We start from the raw sequence: 23,504 nt of genomic DNA, 5'->3' as shown, positions 1-23,504 counted from the left end.
CCCGTCGGCCCGCGCGCGTTCAGCTCAGCGAGCGGCCGCCCAATCGCCCACCGGCACGCAACTGCAGAACAGGTTGCGATCGCCGTAGACGTTGTCGACTCTTCCGATCGGCGGCCAGTACTTGGCGCCCTTGAGCGTCGCGAGCGGGAACGCGGCCAGTTCGCGCGAATAGGGTCGCGTCCATTCGCTGCCGAGCAGGCTGGCGGCAGTATGGGGTGCGTTCTTGAGCGGGTTGTCTTCCTTCGGCCAGACGCCTTCCTCGATGCGGCGGATCTCGCCGCGAATGGCGATCATCGCGTCGATGAAGCGATCGAGTTCGGCGAGCGGTTCGCTTTCGGTGGGTTCCACCATCAGCGTGCCGGGCACGGGGAAGCTCAGGGTCGGTGCATGGAAGCCGTAGTCGATGAGCCGCTTGGCGACGTCTTCGGCGGTCACGCCGCTGGCATCCTTGAGGGGACGCAAGTCGAGGATGCACTCATGCGCGACGTGGCCATTCGGACTTGCGTAGAGCGTGGGATAGTGATCCTTCAGGCGCGCGCTGATGTAGTTGGCGCTGAGGATCGCGGTCTCGGTCGCCGCCTTCAAGCCGGGCGCGCCCATCATGCGGCAGTACATCCAGCTGATCGGCAGCACGGCCGCATTGCCCAGCGGTGCCGCCGACACCGCGCCCACGCCGTGTGAGGCGATGCCGCCCGTCGCATGGCCCGGCAGATACGGCACCAGGTCCTCGACCACGCACACAGGGCCGACGCCCGGACCGCCGCCGCCATGGGGAATGCAGAAAGTCTTGTGCAGGTTCAGGTGACTCACATCGCCGCCGAACTCGCCGGGCGCTGCCACGCCGACGAGCGCATTCATGTTGGCGCCGTCCACGTACACGCGACCGCCGTGCGCATGCACGATCTCGCACAGCTCCTTCACACGGGTCTCGAAGACGCCATGGGTGCTGGGGTAGGTGATCATCACCGCGGCCAGCTTGTCGCCATGGGCACCGCATGCGCGCTTGAGGTCGTCGATGTCGACATTGCCTTCGGCATCGCAGGCCGTGACCACCACCTTCATGCCGGCCATGTGGGCACTGGCCGGATTGGTGCCGTGCGCCGAGAAGGGAATCAGGCACACATCGCGATGGCCTTCGCCCCTGGCTTCATGAAAGGCCTTGATCGCAAGCAGGCCCGCGTACTCGCCCTGCGAGCCCGCGTTGGGCTGCAGGCTGATGCCCGCGTAGCCGGTGGCTTCGCACAGCCATGCGCGCAGCTGCTTGTCGAGTTGGGCATAGCCCTGGAGCTGTTCAGCCGGCGCGAAGGGATGGATGTTCGCGAATTCGGGCCAGGTGATCGGGATCATCTCGCTCGTCGCGTTGAGCTTCATGGTGCAGCTCCCGAGCGGGATCATGCTGCGATCGAGCGCGAGGTCCTTGTCGCCGAGGCTGCGGATGTAGCGCAGCATCGCGGTTTCGCTCTTGTGCGTGTTGAAGACCGGATGCGTCAGGAATGCGCTGGTGCGGCGCAAGTCCTCGGGGATGCGCGAGGCGATCCGGCCGGCGAGTTCGTCGAAACGCGGCATCGGCGTGCCCGCGGGCACGAACAGCGCCCAGAGCGTCTCGATGTCGGCGCGCGTCGTGGTTTCGTCGAGCGAAATGCCCAGGTGGTTCTGCACGCGCAGACCCAGGTTGATGCAGGCGGCCTCGGCGCGTTCCACGATCTTCGCGGTGTCTTCGCCGGTCTTGACGGTGAGCGTGTCGAACGCCGTCGCGTTGATCAACTCGCGGCCCATCTGTTCGAGACCTTGCGCGAGGATCGACGTGAGTGACGCGACGCGCTGCGCGATGCGACGGATGCCCTCGGGTCCGTGGTAGACCGCGTACATGCTGGCGATCACCGCGGGCAGCACTTGCGCGGTACAGATGTTGGACGTCGCCTTCTCGCGCCGGATGTGCTGCTCGCGTGTCTGCAGCGCGAGGCGGTAGGCGGGCTCGCCGTGCGTGTCGACGCTGACGCCCACGATGCGCCCGGGCAGCGAGCGCTTGAATTCGTCGCGGCATGCCAGGTAGGCGGCATGCGGGCCGCCGTTGCCCATCGGCATGCCGAAGCGCTGTGTGCTGCCGCAGACGATGTCCGCATCCCATTCGCCGGGCGGCGCGAGCAACGTGAGCGCGAGCAGGTCGGCCGCTACGCAGAAGGCTGCGTCGAACTGGTGCGCGTGGCCGGCGAGCGGTCGCAGGTCGTGTACGTGACCCGTCGTGGCGGGGTATTGCGCCAGAACGCCGAAGAATTCGCAGCTCGCCATCAGGTGGGGCAGGGTCTCCGACACCGTGCTGACCCGTACCTCGATGCCCAGCGGCGCCGCGCGCGTCTTGATGACCTCGATGGTCTGCGGGTGGCAGTCGCCCGATACCAGGAACACGTTGCTCTTGCTCTTGACGCTGCGGCGCGCGAGCGTCATCGCCTCGGCCGCCGCGGTGGCCTCGTCGAGCATCGACGCATTCGCGATGGCCATGCCTGTCAGGTCACAAACCATCGTCTGGAAATTGACCAGCGCCTCCATGCGACCTTGCGAGATTTCGGCCTGGTAGGGCGTGTAGGCGGTGTACCAGGCGGGGTTCTCCAGCACGTTGCGCAGGATCACGCCTGGCGTGTGGGTGCCGTAGTAGCCCTGTCCGATGAAGCTCTTCGCCACCTTGTTCTTCGCGGCGATGGCCTTGAGTTCGGCCAGCGCGTCGGCCTCCGTCACCGGCGCAGGCAAGCGCATCGGCCGCGTGCGCCGGATGGCCGGCGGCACGATGCCGTCGATCAGTTCGGCCCGCGTGGCCGAGCCGATCGCCGACAGCATTCGCGATTCGTCAGCAGCTTCGATGCCAATGTGGCGCGCAATGAATTCCTCGGCGTTCTCAAGCTCGCTGAGCGAAGGGAAGAGGGGCAGGACGGGTGTCGACATGGATGGAGGGCTCAGGAGGGCAGGGGACCGGGGTTAGTTCAGTTTTCGGCTGCGAACTTTTCGTACGTGGTGTCGTCGAGCAGGCTTTCGAGTTGCGTCACCTCGCTGACGCGCACCTTGAAGAACCAGCCTGCGTCCATCGGCGCGCTGTTGGCGAGCGAGGGGTCGGCGCGCAGCGCTTCGTTGACTTCGGTGATTTCGCCGGAGACCGGCATGAAGACGTCGGCGGCGGCCTTGACCGACTCGACCACACCCGCGACCTCGCCCTGGGCGAAAGTCTTGCCCACTTCAGGCAGATCGACGAAGACCACGTCACCCAGTGCGTCCTGCGCGTGGACGGTGATGCCGACGGTGACGAGCGTCGCGTCCGCTTCCTGGCGAACCCACTCGTGATCCTTGGTGTACTTGGTGGTCATGAACAAAAGCTCCTTGAGATAAGAAATCGGAACGAAATCGGCAGGACTTGAAGATCGGGTCTCAGCCGCGGAAATAGCGCGCCGGGACGAAAGGCATGGTGCTGACTTCCATCAACACCGGCTTGCCGCGCACCATCGCCTGGATGCGCGTGCCGGGCTCGGAATAGGCCAGCGCAACGTAGGCCATGGCGACGGGCCGGTCGACTGTGGGGCCGAGCAGTCCGCTGGTCACCTGGCCGATGGCGAGGCCTTCGAAGGATTCGAGCAGCGTGCCGTCGCGCACCGGAACACGCTCCAGCGCGACGAGGCCCACGCGTTTGCGCTTGAGGGTGTCGTGGTCGAGATGGCCCGCCGTGCCGTCCGCGGCAGTGAGTTGCGCCAGCACCTTGGCCGCGCCCGGGAAGCCGCCTTCGCGCGCACCACCGGAACGTCGCACTTTCTGCATGGCCCAGACGAGCGAGGCTTCGACTGGCGTGGTCGTCTCGTCGATGTCGTTGCCGTAGAGGCAAAGCCCGGCTTCGAGCCGCAACGAATTGCGCGCTCCCAGGCCGATGGGCTTGACCTCGGGTTGCGCGAGCAGCAGCCGCGCAAGGCGTTCGGCGTCCGCGGCGCCGACGGAGATCTCGAAGCCGTCTTCGCCGGTGTACCCGCTGCGGGTCACGAAAGCCGGAATGCCGCCGATCTGCACGGCGCCGCCGGTCATGAAGACAAAGCGCTCGACGCCGGGCGACAGACGCGCCAGCGTCGCGGCAGCCTGCGGTCCCTGAAGCGCGAGCAACGCGTGGTCGGGCATCGGCAGGACCTGGCAACGGTGCCCGATCTTCGCGGTGATGTGCGCGATGTCGGCCTGCTTGCAGGCGCCGTTGACGATCACGAACAGCGAGTCGTTGCCCTCGTTGAAGAACATCAGGTCGTCGAGGATGCCGCCGTCGTCATTGAGCAGCAGCCCGTAGCGCTGCTTGCCGGGCGCCAGGCCGATCACATCCACCGGCATCAGCGTCTCGAAGGCGGCCGCGGCATCGGGGCCGGACAGGCGCAACTGGCCCATGTGGGAAATATCGAAGAGCCCCGCAGCCTCGCGCGTGTGCTTGTGTTCGGCCATGAGGCCCGCCGGGTATTGCACGGGCATCGAGTAGCCGGCGAAAGGCACCATGCGCGCGCCGAGTTCCACATGCAGGGCGTGAAGCGGGGTCTTCAGAAGATCGTCAGTCGATTCGGAGGCCAAGGCTCTCTCCAAAAGGGGGCAGTCCAGATCCATGACCGAAGCCATGGGCCACCCCTGCTGTCCGCTTTACCTGAGAGATTCACCCCACGATCGGGGCTTGCTCCTTCGGTGGACGAGTCCGTCGTCGCGACGGGTCGTCTCTCTCCAGCAAGGAAACGCCCTGAATGCGGGCGCTTCGCCAGTCCTTTTGCCTGAGCGTTCGGGCCCGCGCTTCGATGGGACCTGCGCCTTCGGCGGCCCCGACGCGGCGGGGCTCTCTCCTGACTGCGCGAGTGTAAGGGATCGAAGGCGTGCCCAACGGCGAATTCAGTGAAGTTGCTGCACCGGAAGAAGCCTGTCGATGCGTTCAGTTTCAAGTTTCAGTATTTGCGACGCATCAGGTATTCGATGCACTCGAAGAATGCCTCGCTGAGCAGGGCCAGCACCGCCGCGGGTATGGCCCCGGCGACCAGCAGTTCGCGATCGTTGAGTGCCAGGCCGGTCACGATGCGTTCGCCGAAACCGCCCGCGCCGATGAAGGCCGCAATCGTCGCGGTGCCGATGGCGATGGTCGTCGCCGTCCGCACGCCGGCAAGGATCGTGGGGAGTGCCAGCGGCAGCAGCACCACCCGCAGGGTCTGGCCGCCGGTCATTCCCAGTGCGGTCCCTGCCTGCCGCAACCCGACCGGGACTTCGGCCAGGCCGGTGACCGTGTTCCGCATGATCGGCAAGAGCGAATAGAGCGTGAGCGCGATCAGCGCCGGCACCAGGCCGATCGCGCCGACGGCCGAGATCAGGATCGCCAGCAGTGCGAGCGAGGGAATGGTCTGCAGCAGGCCCGTGAGCCCCAGGACGAGCGCACGCGCGTTCAGGTGCGGAAAAACGAGGACTCCTAACGGCACCGCGATCAGGATGGCGACGCCGACCGAGACCGCCACCAGCAGCAGATGCTGACGCGCGAGGCGGACAAGGTCGGGGCCGAACAGCTTGGCGAGGAAACCCCGTGCCGCGGCCTCCTTGGGGAGGGCGGAGCCGGTTGTCTTGGCGGCGGGTGCCTGGGCGACGATCTTGCTCTGCGCCAGGAAGTCACGCGCGATCGCGTCGAACGCCACGCCCTGCAATTCGGCACGCGCATTCATTGCGATCATGGCGTGCTCGTCGACGCGGCCTTCGAGTTTCTGCAATGCCGCCCACGCCTTGGGCAATCTTGTCGGCACGTCGAGCCGGTAGAGCACCACCGCGTCGTAGCGAGGGAAATATTGGCGGTCGTCCTCGAGCACACGGAGGCCGAGATGATCGATCTTGGCGTCGGTGGTGTAGATGTCGGTGACGTCGATCTGCTTCGCCGCGATGGCGTCGTAGGCGAGCCCATGATCCAGCCCCGTCGGCGTCTGTGTGAAACCGTATCGAGCAGCCAACCCTTGCCAGCCGTCGGCGCGGCCGATGAATTCGTTCGACAGTCCGAGCTTCAGTTCAGGATGGCTGGCGAGGTCGCTCAGGCTTCGCACGCCGAGGCGGTCCGCATCGGCCGCGCGCATGGCGAGCGCATAGCCGTCGTTGAACCCGAAGGGAATCGCCGCGCCCAGGCCCAGCGGCCGGAGCGCCGCGTTCATGTCCTCGAGCGTCATCGACTGAGGGCTCTTGAGGATCTCCAGGGCGATGGTACCGGTGTATTCGGCATAGAGATCGATGCTGCCGGAACTCAAGGCCTCGTAGACGATGGCCGTGTTGCCGAGTCCCTGCCGGACCACCGGGGGGGTGGCGGTATGCGGCGCCGCAGTCTGCGCGAGAACCTCTGCCAGGATGTACGACTCGGTGAATCGCTTGGAGCCGATGCGAAGCCCGTCGGCCCCGCCTTGCGCGTGCGACGGCGTGGGGTTGCCCAGAAGGCCCATAAGGCCCAGCAGGCCCAGGCAGGCCAGGGTGGTGACCCAGATTCGGCGCAGTGGACGCATCGACCCAGTGTATCGGCGTCATGGCGGCGAGGACCATCCGATGCACAGGCTCCTTCTCCTACAAAGGATGGTGCGCCGTGCCGATGCTGCACTGCAGCGGATGAACGCAGAATGAACAAGTGCGGATCAACTATGTTCGACGCGGTGAAGGCAAGCCCCTGTTGCTGGTCCATGGCCTTGGCGGCACCTGGCGGTCGTGGCGGACCGTGCTGACGCCGCTGGCCGCACAGCGCAGTGTCGTGGCGATCGATCTGCCGGGTTTCGGCAAGAGTCCGGAGCTGAAAGGCGAAGTCTCCATTCGCACGATGTGCGACGCGGTCGCTCAGTTTCTGCATGAACACGACTTGGTGGGCATCGATGCCGCCGGCAGTTCGGAGGGGGCGCAATTGATTCTGGAACTGGCGCGGCGCGGCGGCGTGCTGGGGGCGGTCGTCTCGTTGGGGCCTGTGGGCTTCTGGGAAGGATGGGAGCGCCACGCCTACCGGGCCTCCGTCTGCCTCTCGTGGCGGCTGGCGCGCGCGCTGCAGTTCGCGATGCCCGCGATCACGACGCACGAATGGTCGCGCGTGCTCCTGCTGAGGCAGGTATCGGCCCAGGCCGCCGGCCTTTCGCCTTCGATGGTTCTGGACGAAATGCGCAACTGGGCCTCGGCATCGTCGTTCAGCATGATGCTGAAGAGCCTGGTGCAAGGGTCGCCGCAGGAAGGCGTGGCGGCCGGGAGCCTGGACAAGCAACTCGTGATCGGCTGGGGGCGCTTCGACCGGATCTGCTTCCCGAGGCAGGCCGCTCGCGCGCAGGCGCTTTTCCCCGATGCGCACATCCATTGGTTCGAGCGATGCGGCCACTATCCGCATTGGGATGCGCCGGAGGAAGCCGCACGCCTGATACTTGCGACCACGGCCGACTGAACGGCGCATCCGGGAAACACGATGGCAAAAGAGAAAGTCGAAAAAGACGCGCATCCTCTGCCCGACGTGCACGGCGCACGCGAACTGCCTTCGGTCGTGGTCGAGGGCTACAGCCTCCAGTTGCGCGACAAGGACGGCTTCATCGGCGACCAGGCCAGCCAGACCGCCTTCAGGGAACTGCTGGAACGCTGGCGCCGTCGTCGCCGAAAGAAGGGAAACGACCCGCTGGGCGGTCTTCATTCCACGGAGATGAGCAAGAAGATGCTCGACCAGGCGCTCGGCGAAAAGGCGTCCGAGGCGGCGGACGTGGTCCACGCGGTCATCGAGGAATTCGCGGAAGAACTGGCCTGGGTGATCGATCGTTTCATGCGCCAGCCGTCATGGAAAGGTGTCGAGCGCGTCGTCATCGGCGGCGGCTTCCCCGAAAGTGACGTCGGAGAGCGGGCGATCCTGCAGGCGGCGGCCATGTTGCAGGAGATGAATCAGTCGGTGCAATTGGGGCGCATCAGCCATGCGACAGACGATGGCGGCCTGCTCGGTTGGGTGCACCTCGTGCCGCCGCCGCTGCTGAAGCGCCGCGACGCCATCCTGGCGCTGGACATCGGCGGCACCAATGTGCGCTGCGGCATCGTCAAGACGCGGATCAGACGTTCGCCCGACCTCTCGCACGCCAAAGTGATCCACCGCGAAAAATGGCGCCATGCCGACGATGGCCCGAGCCGCAAGGCGCTGGTCGACCGGCTCGCGAAAATGCTTGAAAAGCAGATCCGCTATTGCAAGAAGAAAGGCATCCGACTCGCGCCGTTCGTCGGCATCGGTTGCCCCGGGCTGATTCGCAAGGACGGATCGATTTCACGCGGTGCGCAGAACCTCCCCGGCGACTGGGAGAGCGAAAACTTCCATCTGCCGAGCGAGCTGTGCAAGAGGCTCCCGCTCATCGACGGCGACCCCACCGTCGCGCTGATGCACAACGACGCGGTCGTCCAGGGGCTGAGCGAGTTGCCCTTCATGCAGGACGTGAAGCGCTGGGCCGTCCTGACCATCGGCACCGGGCTTGGCAACGCGAGCTACACCAACAAGGCCAGCAAGGCCAGCAAGGCGACCGCAAAGCGTTGAAGCGGCTGAGCCCTCAGGCGAGTTCGCGCCCGAAGAATCGCACGGTGCGATCCCACGCACGCTGTGCCCACACGGCGTCGTATTGCGTGATCGGAATGCGCCCCGGGCCTTGGGCGTCTTCATTGGCAAAGGCGTGCTGCGCCTGGTAGCGATGGCCTTCATAGCGCACGCCCGCGCCACGCAGTTTCTCTTCGAGCGCGTCGGCACCCGCGATGGCAAAGGCCGCATCCTGCGTGGCCCAGTGCGCCATCACCGGTGCGGAGATCTTCGATGCATCGACGTACTCCAGCGGCGGATACCCGTACCACACGACGATGGCGTCGGCTTCAGGTGCCATCGTCGAGGCCAGCACCGTCAACGCGCCGCCCATGCAGAAACCGGTGACGCCCACTTTGCCGCCGCGCGCCTTCAGGAACTGCACCGCGCCGCGCACATCTTGCGAGGCCGCGTCGGCGAAGTTCAAGCCGTCCATCAGGTGATGGGCTTCCTCGGCCTCGACGGTGGATTTCCCGCGATAGAGGTCGGGCACCAGGGCCGTGAAGCCGGCCCTGGCAAAGCGTTCGGCCACGCCCCGGATCTGGTCGTTCAAACCCCACCATTCCTGGATCACCACCACCGAGCCGAAGGTCTTGTCGGCCTCCGCGAGATACCCTTGAACGGCGCCGCCGTCCGGACGGTTGAACTGGACAAGCTTTCCCATGCATCTCTCCTGAAGTGTTCGAGATCGAGAAGGCGAGTATCTGACAAGGCGGCGTCGTCGGCACGCCGGCCGGCGAGTTCGATCAGAGCTGGAAGGCGATGGTGAGGAGGAGGCCTTCGGCCAAGTCACGCAGGATGCCGGGTCGGCGCGCGCGATAGTTCTCGCCGGCGGAGGCTGTCGTTTCGATCCACTGCGCGAGCCAGTCGACCTGGTCATGGCCGTAGAACACCACGGCTGCCTCGTGGTTGATCAGCAGGCTGCGCAAGTCGAGATTGATGGAACCGCACATCGCGAGATCCTCGTCCACGACCACCGCCTTGGCGTGCGCCATGAACGGCAGCATCCGGAATGTCACCCCCGCGCGCGCGAGGTCGCGCATCGCGCGTGCCCGGACGAAGTCGGCCAGGCGGTGGTTCGAATGCGCTGGAATCGCGATCGTCACCTGCACACCGCGCCGCGCGGCCAGACGCAGCGCGTCGCGCAGGCCGTCGCCGGGCACGAAGTAAGGCGTGATGGCCAGCAAGCGTTGTTCGGCGCGAAAGCAGGCGTCAACCAGCAGCGCATGTGCCGTGTCCTCGGTCTGGTCGGGGCCGCTCGGCAGGAACTGCGCGAGGTTGCCCTCGGCCGGCTTGTCCACGGCGGCCGCAGCGCGCGCCTTGCGCTTGCGCACCGACGACCAGTCATGGTCGAACTGCCGCGCTGCCGCGGCGGCCACGCTGCCCCGGAGATCGAAGGACAGATCGCGCCATGCGACCGGGTGCTCGTCGTTGCCGGTGAAGTATTCGCCGGCGAGGTTGCGGCCGCCCGACCAGAGCCAGCCGTCGTCCGCAATCGTGACCTTGCGGTGGTTGCGCAGATTGCGCGGACCGGTACGACGCAGGCTGAAGATCGGGCGGAACACGGCAACTTCGGCACCCGCTTCGCGGAGCGTGTCGAAGTGCGAGCGCGGCAGCGAAAGGGCGCCGAAGCCGTCGAGCAGCACGCGCACCGCCACGCCTTCGCCCGCACGCCGCGACAGCCTGTTGATGACCTCGTGGCCCAGCGCGTCGTCGCCGATGATGAACGTGCCCACATCGAGCCGCGTCCGCGCGCCTTCGATCACAGCGAAGAGCGCCTCGCGTGCGGCCGCGCCGTCGGAATGGAAGTGAATCTCGCAGCGGCCGGGCGGCGCCAGGCCGAAGCTCTCGATCAGATCGGCAGCCCAATGTCCCGTCGGACCCGTGCGCGGCGGCCGCGGCGACCCTGGCGGCCGCAGCTTGCGCTGGCCGAACAGCAGGTACATCGGCAGGATGATGTACGGCATCAGCGCGAATCCCATGACCCACGCGATCGCCGTCGAGGGTGCCCGCTGTTCGCGCCGGGCGCGCGTGGTCAGCACATAGACAAGCAGCGCAAACGTGACGACAAGCAAATGCTGCGACGGCGAGGGCAGCCAGTCGAGCAGGTCGTCGATCTGGTTCACGTGCGGAGGTGCGACTGCAGGAATGCAGGGACCGGTCGCCCCTGCGATGCGAGGAAGCGCATCATGGCGCCGACCACTTCGCGCACCGCCGGCCGTGCGCCGACGCGATCGCGCCAGGCCACCAGCCGTGGTGTGGAGGAGCTCATGCCTGCGCCCTTGCGGTCGGCAAATACGTGCGCCATGTAGAAGGCGATGTCGGCGTATGAATAAGGGCCGGCGAGGTAGTCGCGGCCTTCGAGCACCAGGTCCAGTTCCTTGCCGAAGCGATCGCAAGCGGCACAGGCCGCCAAGGCCGCGGGACTCTGCATGTCGTTCTGCAGGCCGAAGAGCTTCACCACCTGAGGAAAGAAGACTTCGTCCGACTTGAGCTCGATCTGCCGTGCTCGGGCGCGCGCTGCGACGCCGGCGGGCCATAGAGGAGGATCGGGAACAAGGTCTTCGAGGTATTCGAAGATCTGCGTCGAATCGAACAGCTCGACCTCGCCGTCGATCAGCACCGGCACCTGTCGCTTGGGATTGACCCGAAGCACCTCGGGGTGCCTGGGCTCGTAGTTGTCGTCCCGATCGAAGGGCACCATGATGCATTCGAACGCGAGCCCCTTTTCAAGGGCCGCGATCTGCGCCTTGGCGCCGAACATGCTGAGGGGACCGGTGAAGAGCTTCATGGACATGACGCTACTTCACCACGGTTACGCCTTCAGGTCGAGCCCCAGACCTCTTGCGCAGTCTCGACGACCAGGCGCAGCTTGGCGCGCTGGGCTTCCACCGCGATGTTGTTGCCATGCACCGTGCTCGAGAAACCGCATTGCGGCGACAGGGCGAGCTGGTCGAGCGAGACGTACTTGGAGGCGGCCTCGATGCGGCTCTTGAGTTCGTCCTTGTCTTCCATTTCGCCGAACTTGGTGGTCACCAGGCCGAGCACGACGGTCTTGCCCTTGGGCAGGAAGCGCAGCGGACGGAAGTCGCCCGAACGCGCGTCGTCGTACTCGAGGAAGTAGGCGTCGAGGTCCATTTCCTTGAGCAGTGCCTCGGCCACCGGCTCGTAATTGCCGGCCGCGGCGTGCGTGCTCTTGAAGTTGCCGCGGCACAGGTGCATCGCCAGCGTCATGCCGGCGGGCTTCTGCGCCACCACCTTGTTGATGAAGGCGGCGTAGCGGTGCGGCAGTTCGTTCGGGTCGTCGCCGCGCTGGCGGGCGGCTTCGCGCATCCTCTCGTCGCAGAGATAGGCGAGGTTGGTGTCGTCCATCTGGACATAGGTGCAACCGGCTTCGGCCAGCGAGCGCAGCTCGTCGCCGTAGGCCTTCGCGACATCGTCGTAGAAGGTCGGGTCGAGTTCGGGGTAGGCCTCCTTGCTGATACCGGCGCGGCCGCCGCGGAAGTGCAGCATCGTGGGCGAGGGGATCGTGACCTTGGGCGTGTTGCCGGCCGACACCTGGCTCTTGAGGTACTGGAAGTCCGCCAGCTGGATGTTCTTGGCGTGGCGCACCTTGTCGATGACGCGCATCACCGGCGGGGCCAATTCCTCGGTGCCATCGGGCTTGCGGATGGTGACCGGGATGTCGGTCTTCACGCCGCCGAGCTGTTCGAGGAAGTCGATGTGGAAATAGGTGCGGCGGAACTCGCCGTCCGTGATGCTCTTGAGGCCGATTTCTTCCTGGAACTTGACGATCTCGGTGATCGCCTTGTCTTCGACCTTGCGAAGCTGCTCGGGCGTGATCTCGCCGTTGGCTTTCTGCTCGCGCGCCTCGAGCAGGTATTTGGGTCGCAGGAAGCTGCCGACGTGGTCGTATCGGGCAGGCAGTTGGGCATGCTGTGACATGGGGATTGGCTCCGTCGAAATCTGGAATAGAACGGTCGATCGTATCCGCACAGGGCTGGGGGAGAGCGGATACATGGAGATGAGTGTTTACCCTCGATTCAGGGCAGAGGGCCGAAATTGTTGGTATTCATGTATACAGTCCGTATCCTGTGAGCACCCCCGCATTTCCAGTAAGCACCCATGCCGCTTCGGTCGCAACCGGCTTGAGCGTCGAACCGGTCGAAGCCGGCGGCTCGCAGGCGGTGAAGGCCCAGTTGCGGTTGCGCGAGATGGTGCTGGCGGGTGAATTGCCCGGTGGTGCACGCATCGCCGAAGTGGCGATCTCTGAAATGCTCGGCGTGTCGCGGACGCCGGTGCGCAGCGCGCTGATGCGTCTCGAACAAGAGGGCTTGCTGGAAGCGCTGCCCAACGGCGGTTATGCCGTCCGGACCTTTTCGGAGCGCGACGTGGCCGATGCGATCGAACTGCGCGGCACGCTCGAAGGCCTGTCGGCCCGGCTTGCAGCGGAGCGCGGCGTGTCGCCGGTGGTGTTGCGCGAGGCGCGCGCCTGCCTCAAACGCATCGATGAACTGTTGCGCGAGCCCGCGCTGGACGATGCGGCGTTCTCACGTTACGTGGCCTTCAACGAGGAATTCCATCGCCTGCTGTCCGAACTCTCGGCCAGTCCGTTGATTGCGTTGCAAACCGAACGCGTGACCAACTTGCCTTTCGCATCGCCTTCCGCCTTCGTCGTCGTGCAGGCGAACGCACCCGCCGCGCGCGACATACTTCTCGTTGCGCAGGACCAGCATTGGCAAGTGCTCGACGCGATCGAGAATCGCGAGGGATCCCGCGCCGAGGCGCTGATGCGCGAGCACAGCCGCATCGCGCAGCGCAACCTCCGCGAAGCGCTGCACGGCGTGCAGGCCCATCCCCTGCCGGGCGTGAATCTCATCCGCCGACGAAACTGAACATGCCCGTCAACACAACGAATCCTGGATACCTCGCCTCGTTCTCAAGTCATTGCGCGATGATCGCGCGCCGTATTCTCTGATCGCGCAGAAATCCATCGCTTCATTGGCAAGCTAGGTGTTTGCCGACGCCCCGGCGCGCTTGCATCTCGTCACAATACCCCCCGTTTCACCATTTCAGCACCTACCGAAAAAGGAGAGCTCCATGCTTCGTCGCCATCTCGTCAAGGCTGCCAGTCTGACTGCCATCGCGCTGGCCATGCCGTTGGCTTACGCCGCGGACAACACGTTCAAGATCGGCCTGATCCTTCCGATGACGGGTCAGCAAGCTTCCACCGGTCGCCAGATCGAGGCGGCAGCGCGCCTCTACATGGCGCAGAACGGCGACACCGTGGCGGGCAAGAAAGTCGAGTTGATCGTCAAGGACGACACCGGCCTGCCCGATGTCACCAAGCGCCTGGCGCAGGAATTGGTGGTCAACGACAAGGTCGACGTGCTCGCCGGCATGGGCATCACGCCGTCCGCGCTGGCGGTCGCACCGATCGCCACGCAGTCGAAGACGCCGCTGGTCGTGATGGCGGCCGCCACGTCGAGCATCACCGAAGCTTCGCCGTACGTCGTGCGCTCGAGCTTCACGCTGCCGCAGGTGTCGGTGGCAATGGGCGACTGGGCGCCCAAGAACGGCATCAAGACGGTCGTCACACTGGTCTCCGACTATGGCCCCGGCAACGACGCCGAAAAGTACTTCAAGGAGCGCTTCCAACTCAACGGCGGCAAGGTGCTCGATTCGCTGCGCGTGCCGCTGCGCAACCCGGACTTCGCGCCGTTCCTGCAGAAGGTGCGCGACGCCAAGCCTGACGCGCTGTTCGTCTTCGTGCCCTCGGGTGCGGGCTCGGCCGTGATGAAGCAGTTCCTCGAACGCGGCATGGACAAGGCCGGCATCAAGCTGATCGCCACCGGCGACGTGACGGACGACGATCAACTCAACGACATGGGCGACGGCGCGCTGGGCGTCGTCACCTCGCACCACTACTCGGCAGCCCATCCGTCGGCGATGAACAAGAAGTTCGTCGAAGCCTTCGAGAAGGCCAACAAGAACATGCGCCCGAACTTCATGGCGGTCGGCGGCTACGACGGCATGCACGTCATCTATGACGCCCTCAAGACCACGAAGGGCCAGGGCGGCGGCGAGGCATTGCTCGCGGCAATGAAGGGCCAGGTCTTCGAAAGCCCGCGCGGCCAGGTGCTCATCGACGCCCAGACCCGCGACATCGTGCAGGACGTGTACTTGCGCAAGGTCGAGAAGAAGGACGGCCAGCTCTACAACGTCGAGTTCGACGTCATCAAGGGCGTGAAAGACCCCGGCAAGACCAAGCAGTGATTCACCACCAGCCATTGACCGACATTGACGCAAAGATCCCACCAAGCGTCTGCCGTGGAACACCGCGGAACCGGCTTAGCCGGGCCGCTGGTGTTGCCCCCGGCAGGGGGTGGGCGCCCGACACGAAGTGCGGGCAACCTGGGGGCGAGCCTTGCTAACCATTCTCTTTGACGGCATCGCCTACGGCATGCTGCTGTTCGTGCTCGCGGTCGGGCTGGCCGTGACGCTCGGGCTGATGAACTTCATCAACCTTGCGCACGGCGCCTTCGCCATGGCCGGCGGCTACCTCACGGTGTTCGCCATGCAGCAGCTCGGCGTTCCCTTCCTCCTTTGCCTGCCGCTGGCGTTCGTGGTGGTGGGCGCCGCGGGCGCGCTGCTCGAGCGCACGCTCTACCGGCCGATGTATGGAAAGCCGCACCTGGACCAGGTGATGTTCTCGATCGGGCTTGCGTTCATGGCGGTTGCAGCAATCGACTACTTCGTCGGCTCCTCGCAGCAGAACATTCACCTGCCCGAATGGCTGCGCGGCCGCAGCGAAATCGGTGACGGCGCATTGCTGCTGGGCATGGGCCACTACCGGATCTTCATCATCGCGGTGTGCGCGGTGCTGACGGTGGTGCTTCAGCTCATCTTGACGAAGACGCGCTTCGGCAGCCGGCTTCGTGCAGCGGTCGACGATCCGCGCGTGGCGGCCGGCATGGGCATCAATGTCAACGTCGTGTTTCTGCTGACCTTCGCGGTCGGCTCCGGCCTTGCAGGCCTGGGAGGAGCGCTGGGCGCCGAGATCCTGGGGCTCGATCCGACCTTTCCGCTGAAGTACATGATCTACTTCCTCATCGTGGTGTCCGTCGGCGGCACCTCATCGATTACCGGGCCGCTCCTGGCCGCCCTGCTGCTCGGCATTGCCGACGTGGCAGGCAAGTACTTCATTCCGAAGATGGGCGCATTCACGGTTTACCTGTTGATGATCTTCATCCTGATGTGGCGGCCGCAGGGCCTGTTCACGCGCAAGGGAGCGCGCTGACATGGATTTCCAGCAACCGCTGCTGCGCAAGGCGCGCTGGCGTCCGTGGGAGTTCGCAGTCTGGGCCGTGGCGTTCGTGCTGCCGCTCTTGCTGCCCTCGCGCGCGCTCATGATCAACGAGATCGCGATCGTCGCGTTGTTCGCGATGTCGCTCGATCTCATCCTCGGCTACACCGGCATCGTCTCGCTGGGGCATGCGGGCTTCTTCGGCCTGGGGGCCTATACGGCGGCGCTCTTCGCCAAATATGTGATGCCCGATCCGACCGTGGGCCTCTTGGTGGCGATCGTGATGTGCGCCATCGTCGGTGCGCTGGCCAGCGTCACCATCCTGCGCGGCACCGACCTGACCCGCCTGATGGTGACGCTCGGCACGGCGTTGCTGCTGCTCGAGCTTGCCAACAAGCTCGACTGGCTCACTGGGGGCGCCGACGGCTTGCAGGGCGTGGTGATGGGGCCGGTGCTCGGTCTCTTCGACTTCGATCTGTTCGGCCGCACGGCCGCGTGGTATTCGATGACTGTGCTGCTGCTGCTCTTCCTGCTGATGCGGCGACTGGTCCATTCGCCCTTCGGCGCCACGCTCATGGCTGTGCGCGACAACCGTCTGCGCGCCATGGCGATCGGCATCCCTGTCGTCTCCCGGCTGGCCGTGATCTACACGGTCGCCGCCGCGGTGGCCGGCGCGGCGGGCGCGTTGCTCGCTCAGACCACCGGCTTTGCGTCGCTCGACGTGCTCTCGTTCGACCGCTCGGCCGATGTGCTGCTGATGCTGGTGATCGGCGGAGTGGGCTGGCTCTATGGCGGCGTCGTGGGCGCGATCGTGTTCAAGCTGTTGCAGGACACGCTCTCCACCGTCACGCCGCAATACTGGATGTTCTGGATCGGCCTGATCCTGGTGCTGATGGTGCTGGTTGGCCGTGACCGGCTGTTCAAGCCCTGGACATGGTTTGGCGCCCGCGGGGGAGCCAGGTCATGAGCGATACCGTGAAAGACATCGTCCTATCTGCGACCGGCCTCGTGATGCGCTTCGGCGGCATCACGGCCACCAACAACGTCACGCTGAATCTGCGGCGCGGCGCGCGACACGCGCTGATCGGACCGAACGGCGCCGGCAAGACAACGCTGATCAATCTGCTGACCGGGGTGCTCACGCCCACCGAGGGCCGCATCGTGCTCGAAGGCGAGGACATCACGCGTCTCGCGCCGCACCGCCGTGTGGCACGCGGGATGGTGCGTACCTTCCAGATCAACCAGTTGTTCGATTCGATGACGCCGCTGGAGACGCTCGCGCTGGTGGTCTCGCAGCACACGGGCGCGGGCACCGATTGGTGGCGGCCGCTTGGCACATCGAAGCAGGTGGCCGAACGGGCAGGGCAACTGCTGGAGCAGTTCCGGTTGGCCGATGTGGCCCGGCAGCAGACGAAGCATCTTGCGTACGGCAAGCGCCGGTTGCTGGAAATCGCCATCGCGCTGGCCTGCGAGCCGCGCGTTCTGCTGCTTGACGAACCTGTGGCTGGCGTGCCGGCGGGCGAGCGCGAAGAACTGCTCGAAACCGTCGCCGCGTTGCCTGCGGATGTCTCGGTTCTTCTCATCGAACACGACATGGACCTGGTCTTCAGTTTTGCCGATCGCATGACTGTGCTGGTCAACGGCACGCTGCTGACCGAAGGCGACCCCGACACGATCGCCAACGACCCGAAGGTGAAAGAGGTCTACCTGGGTCATGGAGCCGAGCATGTCTGAGTTGCTGCGCATTGAAAACCTGAGCGCCGGCTATGGCGAGGCAGTCGTGCTGCACGACATCAATCTCGCGATCGGAGAAGGCCAGACGCTCGCGCTGCTGGGCCGCAACGGCACCGGCAAGACCACGTTGATCAACACCCTGGCCGGCGCCACGCGCCAGCACGGCGGCAGCATCACGCTTGGCGGCGTGGCGCTCCACAAGCTTTCGTCGCACCAGCGCGCCGCAGCGGGCATCGGCTGGGTGCCGCAGGAGCGCAACATCTTCAAGTCGCTCACGGTGGACGAGAACCTCACCGCCGTGGCGCGACCGGGCAAGTGGAATCCCAAGCGCGTGTACGAAATGTTCCCTCGGCTGGCCGAGCGCAAGGGCAACCTGGGGACCCAGTTGTCGGGCGGGGAGCAACAGATGCTGGCCGTTGGACGCGCTCTCGTGGTGAACCCTGCGCTGCTGCTGCTCGACGAGCCGCTCGAAGGGCTGGCGCCCATCATCGTGGAAGAACTCCTGCGCGCCATTCGCCGCATCACGCAGGGCGAAGGACTGTCGGCGATCATCGTCGAGCAGCATCCCCAGGCAATCCTCGCGATTTCCGACGAAGCAGTGGTGCTGGACCACGGCACCGTCGTCCATGCCGACAACGCGGCCACGCTGCGCACGCAGCCCGAAGTGTTGGAGCGGCTGCTGGGGGTTTCGCGCTAGCCACGCCAACCCCCAGCCTCGCCCACTTTCGGGCCTACACTGGCGGGCCGTAATCCCGTTCGGTTGATAGGAGATCTGCTCATGGCTTCCATTCGACGCGAGATGCAGGTGGAGGCAGGCGCCGACGCCATCTGGGACGCTGTTCGTGATGTCGGCGAAATTCACCGCAGGTTGGTGCCGGGCTTCGTGATGGACTGCCGCTTGGAGGCCGACGCACGGATCGTCACTTTCGCCAACGGCATCGTGGCGCGCGAGGTGATCGTCGATGTCGACAATGCGGCGCGGCGCATCGTTTGGTCTGCCACTGGCGGCCGGCTCACGCATCACAACGCCTCGCTGCAAGTGTTCGCCGAGGACGCCGTGCACAGCCGCCTTGTCTGGATCGCCGACCTGCTGCCGCACGCAATGGCGCAGCCGATCGGCGCCATGATCGACGAGGGTATGCGCGCGATGAAGCACACCCTCGAGGCTCAGGCCTGAAGACGAGCTGAGGCGCTCAGTACCCAGCGGTAAAGCGGCGCCGCGAGTGCTTGGGTGATTCGACCTCGTCAGCCATCGCAATGGCGTAGTCCTCGATCGAAATCCAGCTCTTGCCGTTTGCATCCGTCAACAGCGCGTCGCCGCCGAGGCGGAATTTACCCGTGCGCTCGCCGGGCGCGAACAGCGCGGAGGGCGAAAGAAACGTCCAGTCCAGTTCCTTCTCGTCACGCAACGCGTTGAGGAGCCTGCCGCCTGCGCTGGCCTCCAGCTTGTAGGCCTCCGGAAAATTCGGCGTATCGATCAAGGCCTTGCCCGGCGCGACTTCCAGGCTGCCCGCGCCGCCGACGACCAGCAAGCGCGGCACGCCGGCCTTCTTTGTGGCGGCGATGAGTGTGGCGGCGTCGCTGCCGCCGACAAAGCGGGTCGCGCTGATCACCGCGTCGTGTCCGCGAAGAAGCGGGACCAGCGCGTCGAGCGACGTGGCATCCGCCGTCTTCACGGTGAGTCGGGCATGTTGCGGCACGCTTTCCGCTTTGCGGGCGATCCCGGTGACCGTGTGGCCGCGTTGAAGCAGTTCGTTGGCGATGCGCGAGCCGGCGTGGCCGGAGATACCGAGGATGGCAATCTTGCTCATGGTGTGGTCCTTGTGGCGATTGAAGAGGAAGTCGATTCGGCGATGAGGGTTCGCAGTTGCGTCGCCCACGCGTCGGGCTTGCCGAGATAGCGGCCGGCATCCAGCGTGATGAGGCGACTGCCCGGCAATTCGAGCGCGAAGGTCGGGAATCCCTGCCCGCCAGCCCTTGCGAGCCAGCGGCGGCTGTCGGCGATGTGACGCTGGGTGGCTTCGCCGGACAGGTAGTCGAAGGCTTCCGCGAACGCTGCGGGGCTCAGCCCGATCTCCGTCGCAAGCGCTTGCAGCACAGCTGAGTCGGCGATGCGGCGACCCTCCACGTAGTGGGCGCGCTGCACCCTCCGGATCATGTCGAGCCCGCGACCGGCCTCGGCCTGCGCCGCCAGGATGGCGGTCAGCGGTGGGGCGGAGTCCAGGAGCGCACCGCTGTCGTTCAGCAGGCCATCGAAGTAAGCCGCGCCGAAAGGCTGTCCGCTGAGTTGCGCGATCCGATGGTCGTGTGGCATCACGTAGGTGCGCCATTCGGGCGTGATCGTGCGGCGGTTGGGGCCGGTCATCATCCCGCCGCCGTGGAACTCGACCGCCAGACCCGGCACGCCACGTGCGGCCTCGACCAGCGGCTCGGCGGCGTAGCACCAGCCGCAGAGAGGATCGAAAACGTAGTGAAGCGTCGCGCGTTGCTTGTTGGGATTCGGTGCTGTCATGGCGGCCATCGTATGTTTCCTGGGTCGATCGAAAAATCCCGCCAGATGGTCATCTTTGTTGCAGAATTCGATCGAATATGGATCGTGTCACTGCCGCCGAGGTCTTCGTTTCAATCGCCGAGCGCGCGAGCATGACGGCGGCGGCCGAGGCGCTCGACATGTCGCGCGCCATGGTCACGCGCTACCTTGCGCAGATGGAGGAATGGGCCGGCGCCCGGCTGCTGCATCGCACGACGCGGCGATTGAGTCTCACGGAGGCTGGCGAGGAAACGCTCGCCCGCTGCCGCCGCATGCTTGAAGTTGCCGCGGAGATGGCGGTGGCGCCAGTTTCGGAAGCCGGAACGCCTCGTGGGCTGTTGCGGGTGGCCAGTTCGCAGTCGCTTGCGCAGGAGGTGCTTGCCGCCACGGTCGCCGAATTCCTGCGTCGCTACCCGCTCGCGGCCATCGATCTTCACATCGGTCCCAGGTCGGTGAACCTGGTCGAAGAGCGCATTGACCTTGCGATCCGGATCACCAACGACCTCGATCCCAACCTGATCGCCCGGCCGCTGGGTCGTTGCGATTCCGTGATCTGCGCTGCGCCGATCTATCTGGCCGCGCACGGAAGTCCGCGCAGGGTCGAAGACCTCGCGACGCACAACTGCCTGACTTACTCCTACTTCGGCAAGAGTCTTTGGGAGTTCGATGTGGCCGGGGCGCGCATTGCCGTGCCGGTCAGCGGCAATCTCAGCGCGAACGAATCACAGGTGTTGCTTGCCGCCGCCATGGAGGGCGCGGGTATCACGATGCAGCCGGTGTACGCCGCGCGCGGGCCCATTGCGCAAGGGCGGCTGGTGGCACTTCTACCCGAAGCCGTGCCGCAGGCGCTGGGCGTCTATGGTCTCTATGGATCGAGGCGCCAGATGCCGGCGTCGCTGCGCGCGCTGCTCGACCTGCTGGTAGAGCGCTTCTCCGATCCAGGCTATTGGCCGTTCAGTCCTGTGGCCCCACGGCGCGATACAACGCGCGCACGAAATCGGACTGCGTGATCATCCCGACGAGCCGCCTTTCGCTGTCGATGATCGGGATGTGGTGGTGGCCGCCTTCGGAGAACAACGGCACCAGTTCGGCCAGCGGCCGGTCTTCGCTGGCCACGCGCACTTCGCGGGTCATGATCTGCCCCACGACCTCGGGCTTGCTCGACATCACGGTGCGCGTCGCGCGGATGAAGTCGCGCAGACGACCGCCGAGGCCTTCGTGGTGCTGCAGGTCGATGTGTTTGAAGAAATCCGCCTGGGTCACGATCCCGACCACGCGCCGGGTCCTGTCGACGACCGGCAGTGCCTTGATGCGTCGGGCGTGCATCAGCGACCAGGCTTCTTGCAGCGGTGTGCCGAATTCGATGAAAACGAGATCGCGCGACATGATGTCGACGCAATGCACCGTGTCGAGCCTTCGGTGCCACGACTCGACTTCAGTCTCGCGAATCAGCGATTCGAGATCGTCACGGCTGATGTCGAGCACCTGGTTGTAGCGCGCCAGCACGGCGTCGACGTCGGCCGAGCTGAAGCGGCTGTCCGTAGCGGGCTGACGCGGCGCGATCTGGACGTGCGGATAGCGTCGCCCCGTCAGGCTGTTGTAGAGCACACCCGCCAGCACCAGCAGCAGCGAGTTGACCATGGTCGGAAAGAGGGCGAACGAGAACTCTGTGGCGTGCGTCAACACCGCCAGCAACGCGACCGCGCCGCCCGGTGGATGGAGGCAGCGAAGCGCGAACATCAGCGAGATGGCCAGGGCAACGGCGATCGCGCCGACCCAGGCACCGTCCGGCAGCCATTGAACGCAGGCGACACCCGCCAGCGCGGCGACGGTGTTGCCGCCGATCACCGACCAGGGCTGCGCCAACGGACTGCCCGGCACCGCGTACACGAGCACGGCGCTGGCGCCCAGCGGCGCGATCAGCCACGTGCTGCCCCACGTGAGGTGAAGCATCCATTGGCACAGCAGCGCCGTGACGACCAGGCCGACCAAGGCGCCGGAAGCGGCCCGAAGGCGCTCGCGGCCATTCACGGACGTGCGCCCCGGGATCCAGGCGCGGGCAAAAGTCGACAACGCTTCGAGCCGCATGACCATCAGGCGGCTCCGCCGGCGACGAGGCGCCCGATTTCCGGCCATCGCCCGTGCAGCCAGACCCAGGCGACCAGGCCGATGCCCAGCATCAGGATGGAGGTGCCGGCCAGGGCCAGCGTCGAATGCATCACCAGCGGCGCGATCACGCCTGCGACGATTCCGTTGGCGGTCGATCCGATCACGGCTTGCAGCGAAGAGGCCATGCCGCGGCGCTCCGGGTGCAGGTCGAGCACCAGCAGCGTGACCACCGGCACCATCAGCGCCCATCCGAAGGCGAACACGGCCAGGGGCCACAACGCCCAGGCGGCATGCGGAGTGAACAAGGCGTTCGCGATCACGTTCACGACCGAAGTCGCCAGCATGATGACGAAGCCGTCGCGGATCTGCCGCTTCGGCGCCACCTTGCCGGCCATGCGTCCGCTCGCCCACGCGCCGGCCATGATGCCGCCGATGGTCAGCAGGAAGAACCAGAAGAACTGCGTGGGCGCCAGCGCGAGGTGCTCGCCAAGAAAGGCGGGCGCGGCGAGCACGTACAGGAACATGCCGTTGAAGGGCACGCCGCTCGCGAGCGCCAGCAGCAGGAAGCGCGGGTCGGAGCACAGGTCCCAATATCCGCGCAACAGATGCTTCACCTCGAAGGGCTGGCGGTGTTCAGGGTGCAGCGTCTCGGGCAGGAGCTTGTAGTTGGCGACGAACAGCACGACGCCCACTCCGACCAGGAACCAGAAAATGCTGTGCCAGCCGAGGTTCACGAACAGGAAACCGCCCACGATCGGCGCGATCGCCGGCGCGATGCCGAAATAGATCGTGACCTGGCTCATCACCTTCTGCGCTTCGGCCGGCGGAAACATGTCGCGGATCACCGCCCGCGAAACCACAATACCGGCCCCTGTCGACAACCCCTGCAGCGCGCGGAACAGCACGAGTTGCCCGATGGTCTGCGAGAGCGCGCACCCCAGCGATGCGACCGTGAAGACGACGAGGCCCCAGAGCACCACCGGACGGCGGCCAAAACTGTCCGACAGTGCCCCGTGGAACAGGTTCATGAACGCGAAGCCGAAGAGATAAGCCGAGAGCGTCTGCTGCATCTCCACCGGCGTGGCGCCGATCGAGTGCGCGATGCCGGAGAAAGCGGGGATGTAGGTATCGATCGAGAACGGACCGAGCATGCCCAGCACCGCCAGCAGCACGGCCAGCGCCCAGCGCGGGGCCGGCCAGAGTTTGTGGGCGTCGGGGTTCATGCGCGATGTCTCCGGTCGATTCTTGGTGTT

At 65.7% G+C, this 23,504-nt stretch carries 22 protein-coding genes and 2 riboswitches; of the genes, 10 read left to right on the top strand and 12 right to left on the bottom strand.

Annotated features, from left to right (window positions below):
• Positions 1-24: 24 nt before the first annotated feature.
• The 4 genes from gcvP to AC1DN9_RS03320 all read right to left on the bottom strand — a co-directional run bounded on the left by gcvP (position 25) and on the right by AC1DN9_RS03320 (position 6,452).
• The gene (gene gcvP / locus AC1DN9_RS03335; protein WP_478097248.1) at positions 25-2,937 is read right to left on the bottom strand and encodes an aminomethyl-transferring glycine dehydrogenase; all 2,913 of its coding nucleotides are present in this window, start codon (positions 2,935-2,937) and stop codon (positions 25-27) included.
• Between the two features lie 38 nt (positions 2,938-2,975).
• Entirely contained in the window at positions 2,976-3,353 is a 378-nt protein-coding gene (gene gcvH, locus AC1DN9_RS03330; RefSeq protein WP_478097246.1) for a glycine cleavage system protein GcvH, read from the bottom strand.
• 61 nt (positions 3,354-3,414) lie between these two features.
• Entirely contained in the window at positions 3,415-4,578 is a 1,164-nt protein-coding gene (gcvT, locus tag AC1DN9_RS03325; RefSeq protein ID WP_478097244.1) for a glycine cleavage system aminomethyltransferase GcvT, read from the bottom strand.
• A 47-nt stretch (positions 4,579-4,625) separates the two neighbouring features.
• A riboswitch (glycine riboswitch) is annotated at positions 4,626-4,736 on the bottom strand.
• 15 nt (positions 4,737-4,751) lie between these two features.
• Positions 4,752-4,851: riboswitch (glycine riboswitch) on the bottom strand.
• Positions 4,852-4,937: 86 nt separating this feature from the next.
• Entirely contained in the window at positions 4,938-6,452 is a 1,515-nt protein-coding gene (locus AC1DN9_RS03320; protein ID WP_478097546.1) for an ABC transporter permease/substrate-binding protein, read from the bottom strand.
• Positions 6,453-6,631: 179 nt separating this feature from the next.
• Here AC1DN9_RS03320 and AC1DN9_RS03315 point away from each other — a divergent pair, with 179 nt between their 5' ends.
• A complete protein-coding gene (locus tag AC1DN9_RS03315; protein ID WP_478097242.1) occupies positions 6,632-7,420 on the top strand; it encodes an alpha/beta fold hydrolase in 789 nt (262 codons plus the stop codon).
• A gap of 21 nt (positions 7,421-7,441) precedes the next feature.
• On the top strand, positions 7,442-8,536 hold the full coding sequence (locus AC1DN9_RS03310) for an ROK family protein (RefSeq protein WP_478097240.1): 1,095 nt from the start codon (positions 7,442-7,444) through the stop codon (positions 8,534-8,536).
• 13 nt (positions 8,537-8,549) lie between these two features.
• Here AC1DN9_RS03310 and AC1DN9_RS03305 read toward each other — a convergent pair whose 3' ends face one another.
• The 4 genes from AC1DN9_RS03305 to AC1DN9_RS03290 form a co-directional block, all read right to left on the bottom strand.
• Entirely contained in the window at positions 8,550-9,236 is a 687-nt protein-coding gene (locus AC1DN9_RS03305) for a dienelactone hydrolase family protein (RefSeq protein ID WP_478097238.1), read from the bottom strand.
• Between the two features lie 82 nt (positions 9,237-9,318).
• A complete protein-coding gene (locus tag AC1DN9_RS03300) occupies positions 9,319-10,698 on the bottom strand; it encodes a phospholipase D-like domain-containing protein (protein WP_478097236.1) in 1,380 nt (459 codons plus the stop codon).
• The gene (locus AC1DN9_RS03295) at positions 10,695-11,363 is read right to left on the bottom strand and encodes a glutathione S-transferase family protein (RefSeq protein WP_478097544.1); all 669 of its coding nucleotides are present in this window, start codon (positions 11,361-11,363) and stop codon (positions 10,695-10,697) included. Before AC1DN9_RS03295 ends, AC1DN9_RS03300 begins: the two co-directional genes overlap by 4 nt.
• A gap of 32 nt (positions 11,364-11,395) precedes the next feature.
• Positions 11,396-12,517, bottom strand: coding sequence for a 5-methyltetrahydropteroyltriglutamate--homocysteine S-methyltransferase (locus AC1DN9_RS03290; RefSeq protein WP_478097234.1), 1,122 nt, complete (start codon positions 12,515-12,517; stop codon positions 11,396-11,398).
• A gap of 203 nt (positions 12,518-12,720) precedes the next feature.
• On the opposite strand from AC1DN9_RS03290, the gene AC1DN9_RS03285 reads away from it, so the two are divergent.
• The 7 genes from AC1DN9_RS03285 (at position 12,721) to AC1DN9_RS03255 (ending at position 18,789) form a co-directional block, all read left to right on the top strand.
• Positions 12,721-13,467: a GntR family transcriptional regulator gene (locus tag AC1DN9_RS03285; protein ID WP_478097542.1), complete on the top strand. Its 747-nt coding sequence runs from the start codon at positions 12,721-12,723 to the stop codon at positions 13,465-13,467.
• A 205-nt stretch (positions 13,468-13,672) separates the two neighbouring features.
• On the top strand, positions 13,673-14,848 hold the full coding sequence (locus tag AC1DN9_RS03280; RefSeq protein ID WP_478097232.1) for an ABC transporter substrate-binding protein: 1,176 nt from the start codon (positions 13,673-13,675) through the stop codon (positions 14,846-14,848).
• Between the two features lie 151 nt (positions 14,849-14,999).
• Entirely contained in the window at positions 15,000-15,872 is an 873-nt protein-coding gene (locus tag AC1DN9_RS03275; protein ID WP_478097230.1) for a branched-chain amino acid ABC transporter permease, read from the top strand.
• Position 15,873: 1 nt separating this feature from the next.
• Complete coding sequence (locus AC1DN9_RS03270) at positions 15,874-16,845, top strand: branched-chain amino acid ABC transporter permease (RefSeq protein ID WP_478097228.1); 972 nt, start codon at positions 15,874-15,876, stop codon at positions 16,843-16,845.
• Positions 16,842-17,612: an ABC transporter ATP-binding protein gene (locus tag AC1DN9_RS03265; protein WP_478097226.1), complete on the top strand. Its 771-nt coding sequence runs from the start codon at positions 16,842-16,844 to the stop codon at positions 17,610-17,612. The genes AC1DN9_RS03270 and AC1DN9_RS03265 overlap by 4 nt, the downstream gene beginning before the upstream one ends.
• Positions 17,605-18,309, top strand: coding sequence for an ABC transporter ATP-binding protein (locus AC1DN9_RS03260; protein WP_478097224.1), 705 nt, complete (start codon positions 17,605-17,607; stop codon positions 18,307-18,309). Before AC1DN9_RS03265 ends, AC1DN9_RS03260 begins: the two co-directional genes overlap by 8 nt.
• A gap of 81 nt (positions 18,310-18,390) precedes the next feature.
• Entirely contained in the window at positions 18,391-18,789 is a 399-nt protein-coding gene (locus AC1DN9_RS03255; RefSeq protein ID WP_478097222.1) for an SRPBCC family protein, read from the top strand.
• 16 nt (positions 18,790-18,805) lie between these two features.
• Here the strand turns inward: AC1DN9_RS03255 and AC1DN9_RS03250 are convergent, their stop codons facing one another.
• A complete protein-coding gene (locus tag AC1DN9_RS03250) occupies positions 18,806-19,423 on the bottom strand; it encodes an NAD(P)-dependent oxidoreductase (protein ID WP_478097220.1) in 618 nt (205 codons plus the stop codon).
• Positions 19,420-20,133: a DsbA family protein gene (locus AC1DN9_RS03245; RefSeq protein ID WP_478097218.1), complete on the bottom strand. Its 714-nt coding sequence runs from the start codon at positions 20,131-20,133 to the stop codon at positions 19,420-19,422. Before AC1DN9_RS03245 ends, AC1DN9_RS03250 begins: the two co-directional genes overlap by 4 nt.
• Before the next feature lie 68 nt (positions 20,134-20,201).
• Here AC1DN9_RS03245 and AC1DN9_RS03240 point away from each other — a divergent pair, with 68 nt between their 5' ends.
• Positions 20,202-21,152 carry a LysR family transcriptional regulator gene (locus AC1DN9_RS03240; protein ID WP_478097216.1) on the top strand — a complete coding sequence of 317 codons (951 nt, stop codon included), beginning with the start codon at positions 20,202-20,204 and terminating at the stop codon, positions 21,150-21,152.
• Here AC1DN9_RS03240 and AC1DN9_RS03235 read toward each other — a convergent pair.
• A complete protein-coding gene (locus AC1DN9_RS03235; RefSeq protein ID WP_478097540.1) occupies positions 21,097-22,230 on the bottom strand; it encodes an HPP family protein in 1,134 nt (377 codons plus the stop codon). The two genes, AC1DN9_RS03240 and AC1DN9_RS03235, sit on opposite strands and share 56 nt — an antisense overlap.
• A 5-nt stretch (positions 22,231-22,235) precedes the next feature.
• Positions 22,236-23,474: a multidrug effflux MFS transporter gene (locus AC1DN9_RS03230; RefSeq protein WP_478097214.1), complete on the bottom strand. Its 1,239-nt coding sequence runs from the start codon at positions 23,472-23,474 to the stop codon at positions 22,236-22,238.
• Positions 23,475-23,504 lie beyond the last annotated feature (30 nt).

It is taken from the genome of Variovorax sp. 05L425, from assembly GCF_056397705.1.
This window is presented reverse-complemented; position numbering and strand designations above follow the sequence as displayed.

Excerpts from the sequence above, each read along its gene's own strand:
- gcvP (WP_478097248.1), bottom strand. The coding sequence starts at position 2,937 with ATGTCGACACCCGTCCTGCCCCTCTTCCCTTCGCTCAGCGAGCTTGAG.
- gcvH (WP_478097246.1), bottom strand. The coding sequence starts at position 3,353 with ATGACCACCAAGTACACCAAGGATCACGAGTGGGTTCGCCAGGAAGCG.
- AC1DN9_RS03320 (WP_478097546.1), bottom strand. The coding sequence starts at position 6,452 with ATGGGCCTTCTGGGCAACCCCACGCCGTCGCACGCGCAAGGCGGGGCC.
- AC1DN9_RS03310 (WP_478097240.1), top strand. The coding sequence starts at position 7,442 with ATGGCAAAAGAGAAAGTCGAAAAAGACGCGCATCCTCTGCCCGACGTG.
- AC1DN9_RS03305 (WP_478097238.1), bottom strand. The coding sequence starts at position 9,236 with ATGGGAAAGCTTGTCCAGTTCAACCGTCCGGACGGCGGCGCCGTTCAA.
- AC1DN9_RS03295 (WP_478097544.1), bottom strand. The coding sequence starts at position 11,363 with ATGAAGCTCTTCACCGGTCCCCTCAGCATGTTCGGCGCCAAGGCGCAG.
- AC1DN9_RS03290 (WP_478097234.1), bottom strand. The coding sequence starts at position 12,517 with ATGTCACAGCATGCCCAACTGCCTGCCCGATACGACCACGTCGGCAGC.
- AC1DN9_RS03280 (WP_478097232.1), top strand. The coding sequence starts at position 13,673 with ATGCTTCGTCGCCATCTCGTCAAGGCTGCCAGTCTGACTGCCATCGCG.
- AC1DN9_RS03270 (WP_478097228.1), top strand. The coding sequence starts at position 15,874 with ATGGATTTCCAGCAACCGCTGCTGCGCAAGGCGCGCTGGCGTCCGTGG.
- AC1DN9_RS03265 (WP_478097226.1), top strand. The coding sequence starts at position 16,842 with ATGAGCGATACCGTGAAAGACATCGTCCTATCTGCGACCGGCCTCGTG.
- AC1DN9_RS03260 (WP_478097224.1), top strand. The coding sequence starts at position 17,605 with ATGTCTGAGTTGCTGCGCATTGAAAACCTGAGCGCCGGCTATGGCGAG.
- AC1DN9_RS03255 (WP_478097222.1), top strand. The coding sequence starts at position 18,391 with ATGGCTTCCATTCGACGCGAGATGCAGGTGGAGGCAGGCGCCGACGCC.
- AC1DN9_RS03250 (WP_478097220.1), bottom strand. The coding sequence starts at position 19,423 with ATGAGCAAGATTGCCATCCTCGGTATCTCCGGCCACGCCGGCTCGCGC.
- AC1DN9_RS03245 (WP_478097218.1), bottom strand. The coding sequence starts at position 20,133 with ATGGCCGCCATGACAGCACCGAATCCCAACAAGCAACGCGCGACGCTT.
- AC1DN9_RS03240 (WP_478097216.1), top strand. The coding sequence starts at position 20,202 with ATGGATCGTGTCACTGCCGCCGAGGTCTTCGTTTCAATCGCCGAGCGC.
- AC1DN9_RS03235 (WP_478097540.1), bottom strand. The coding sequence starts at position 22,230 with ATGCGGCTCGAAGCGTTGTCGACTTTTGCCCGCGCCTGGATCCCGGGG.
- AC1DN9_RS03230 (WP_478097214.1), bottom strand. The coding sequence starts at position 23,474 with ATGAACCCCGACGCCCACAAACTCTGGCCGGCCCCGCGCTGGGCGCTG.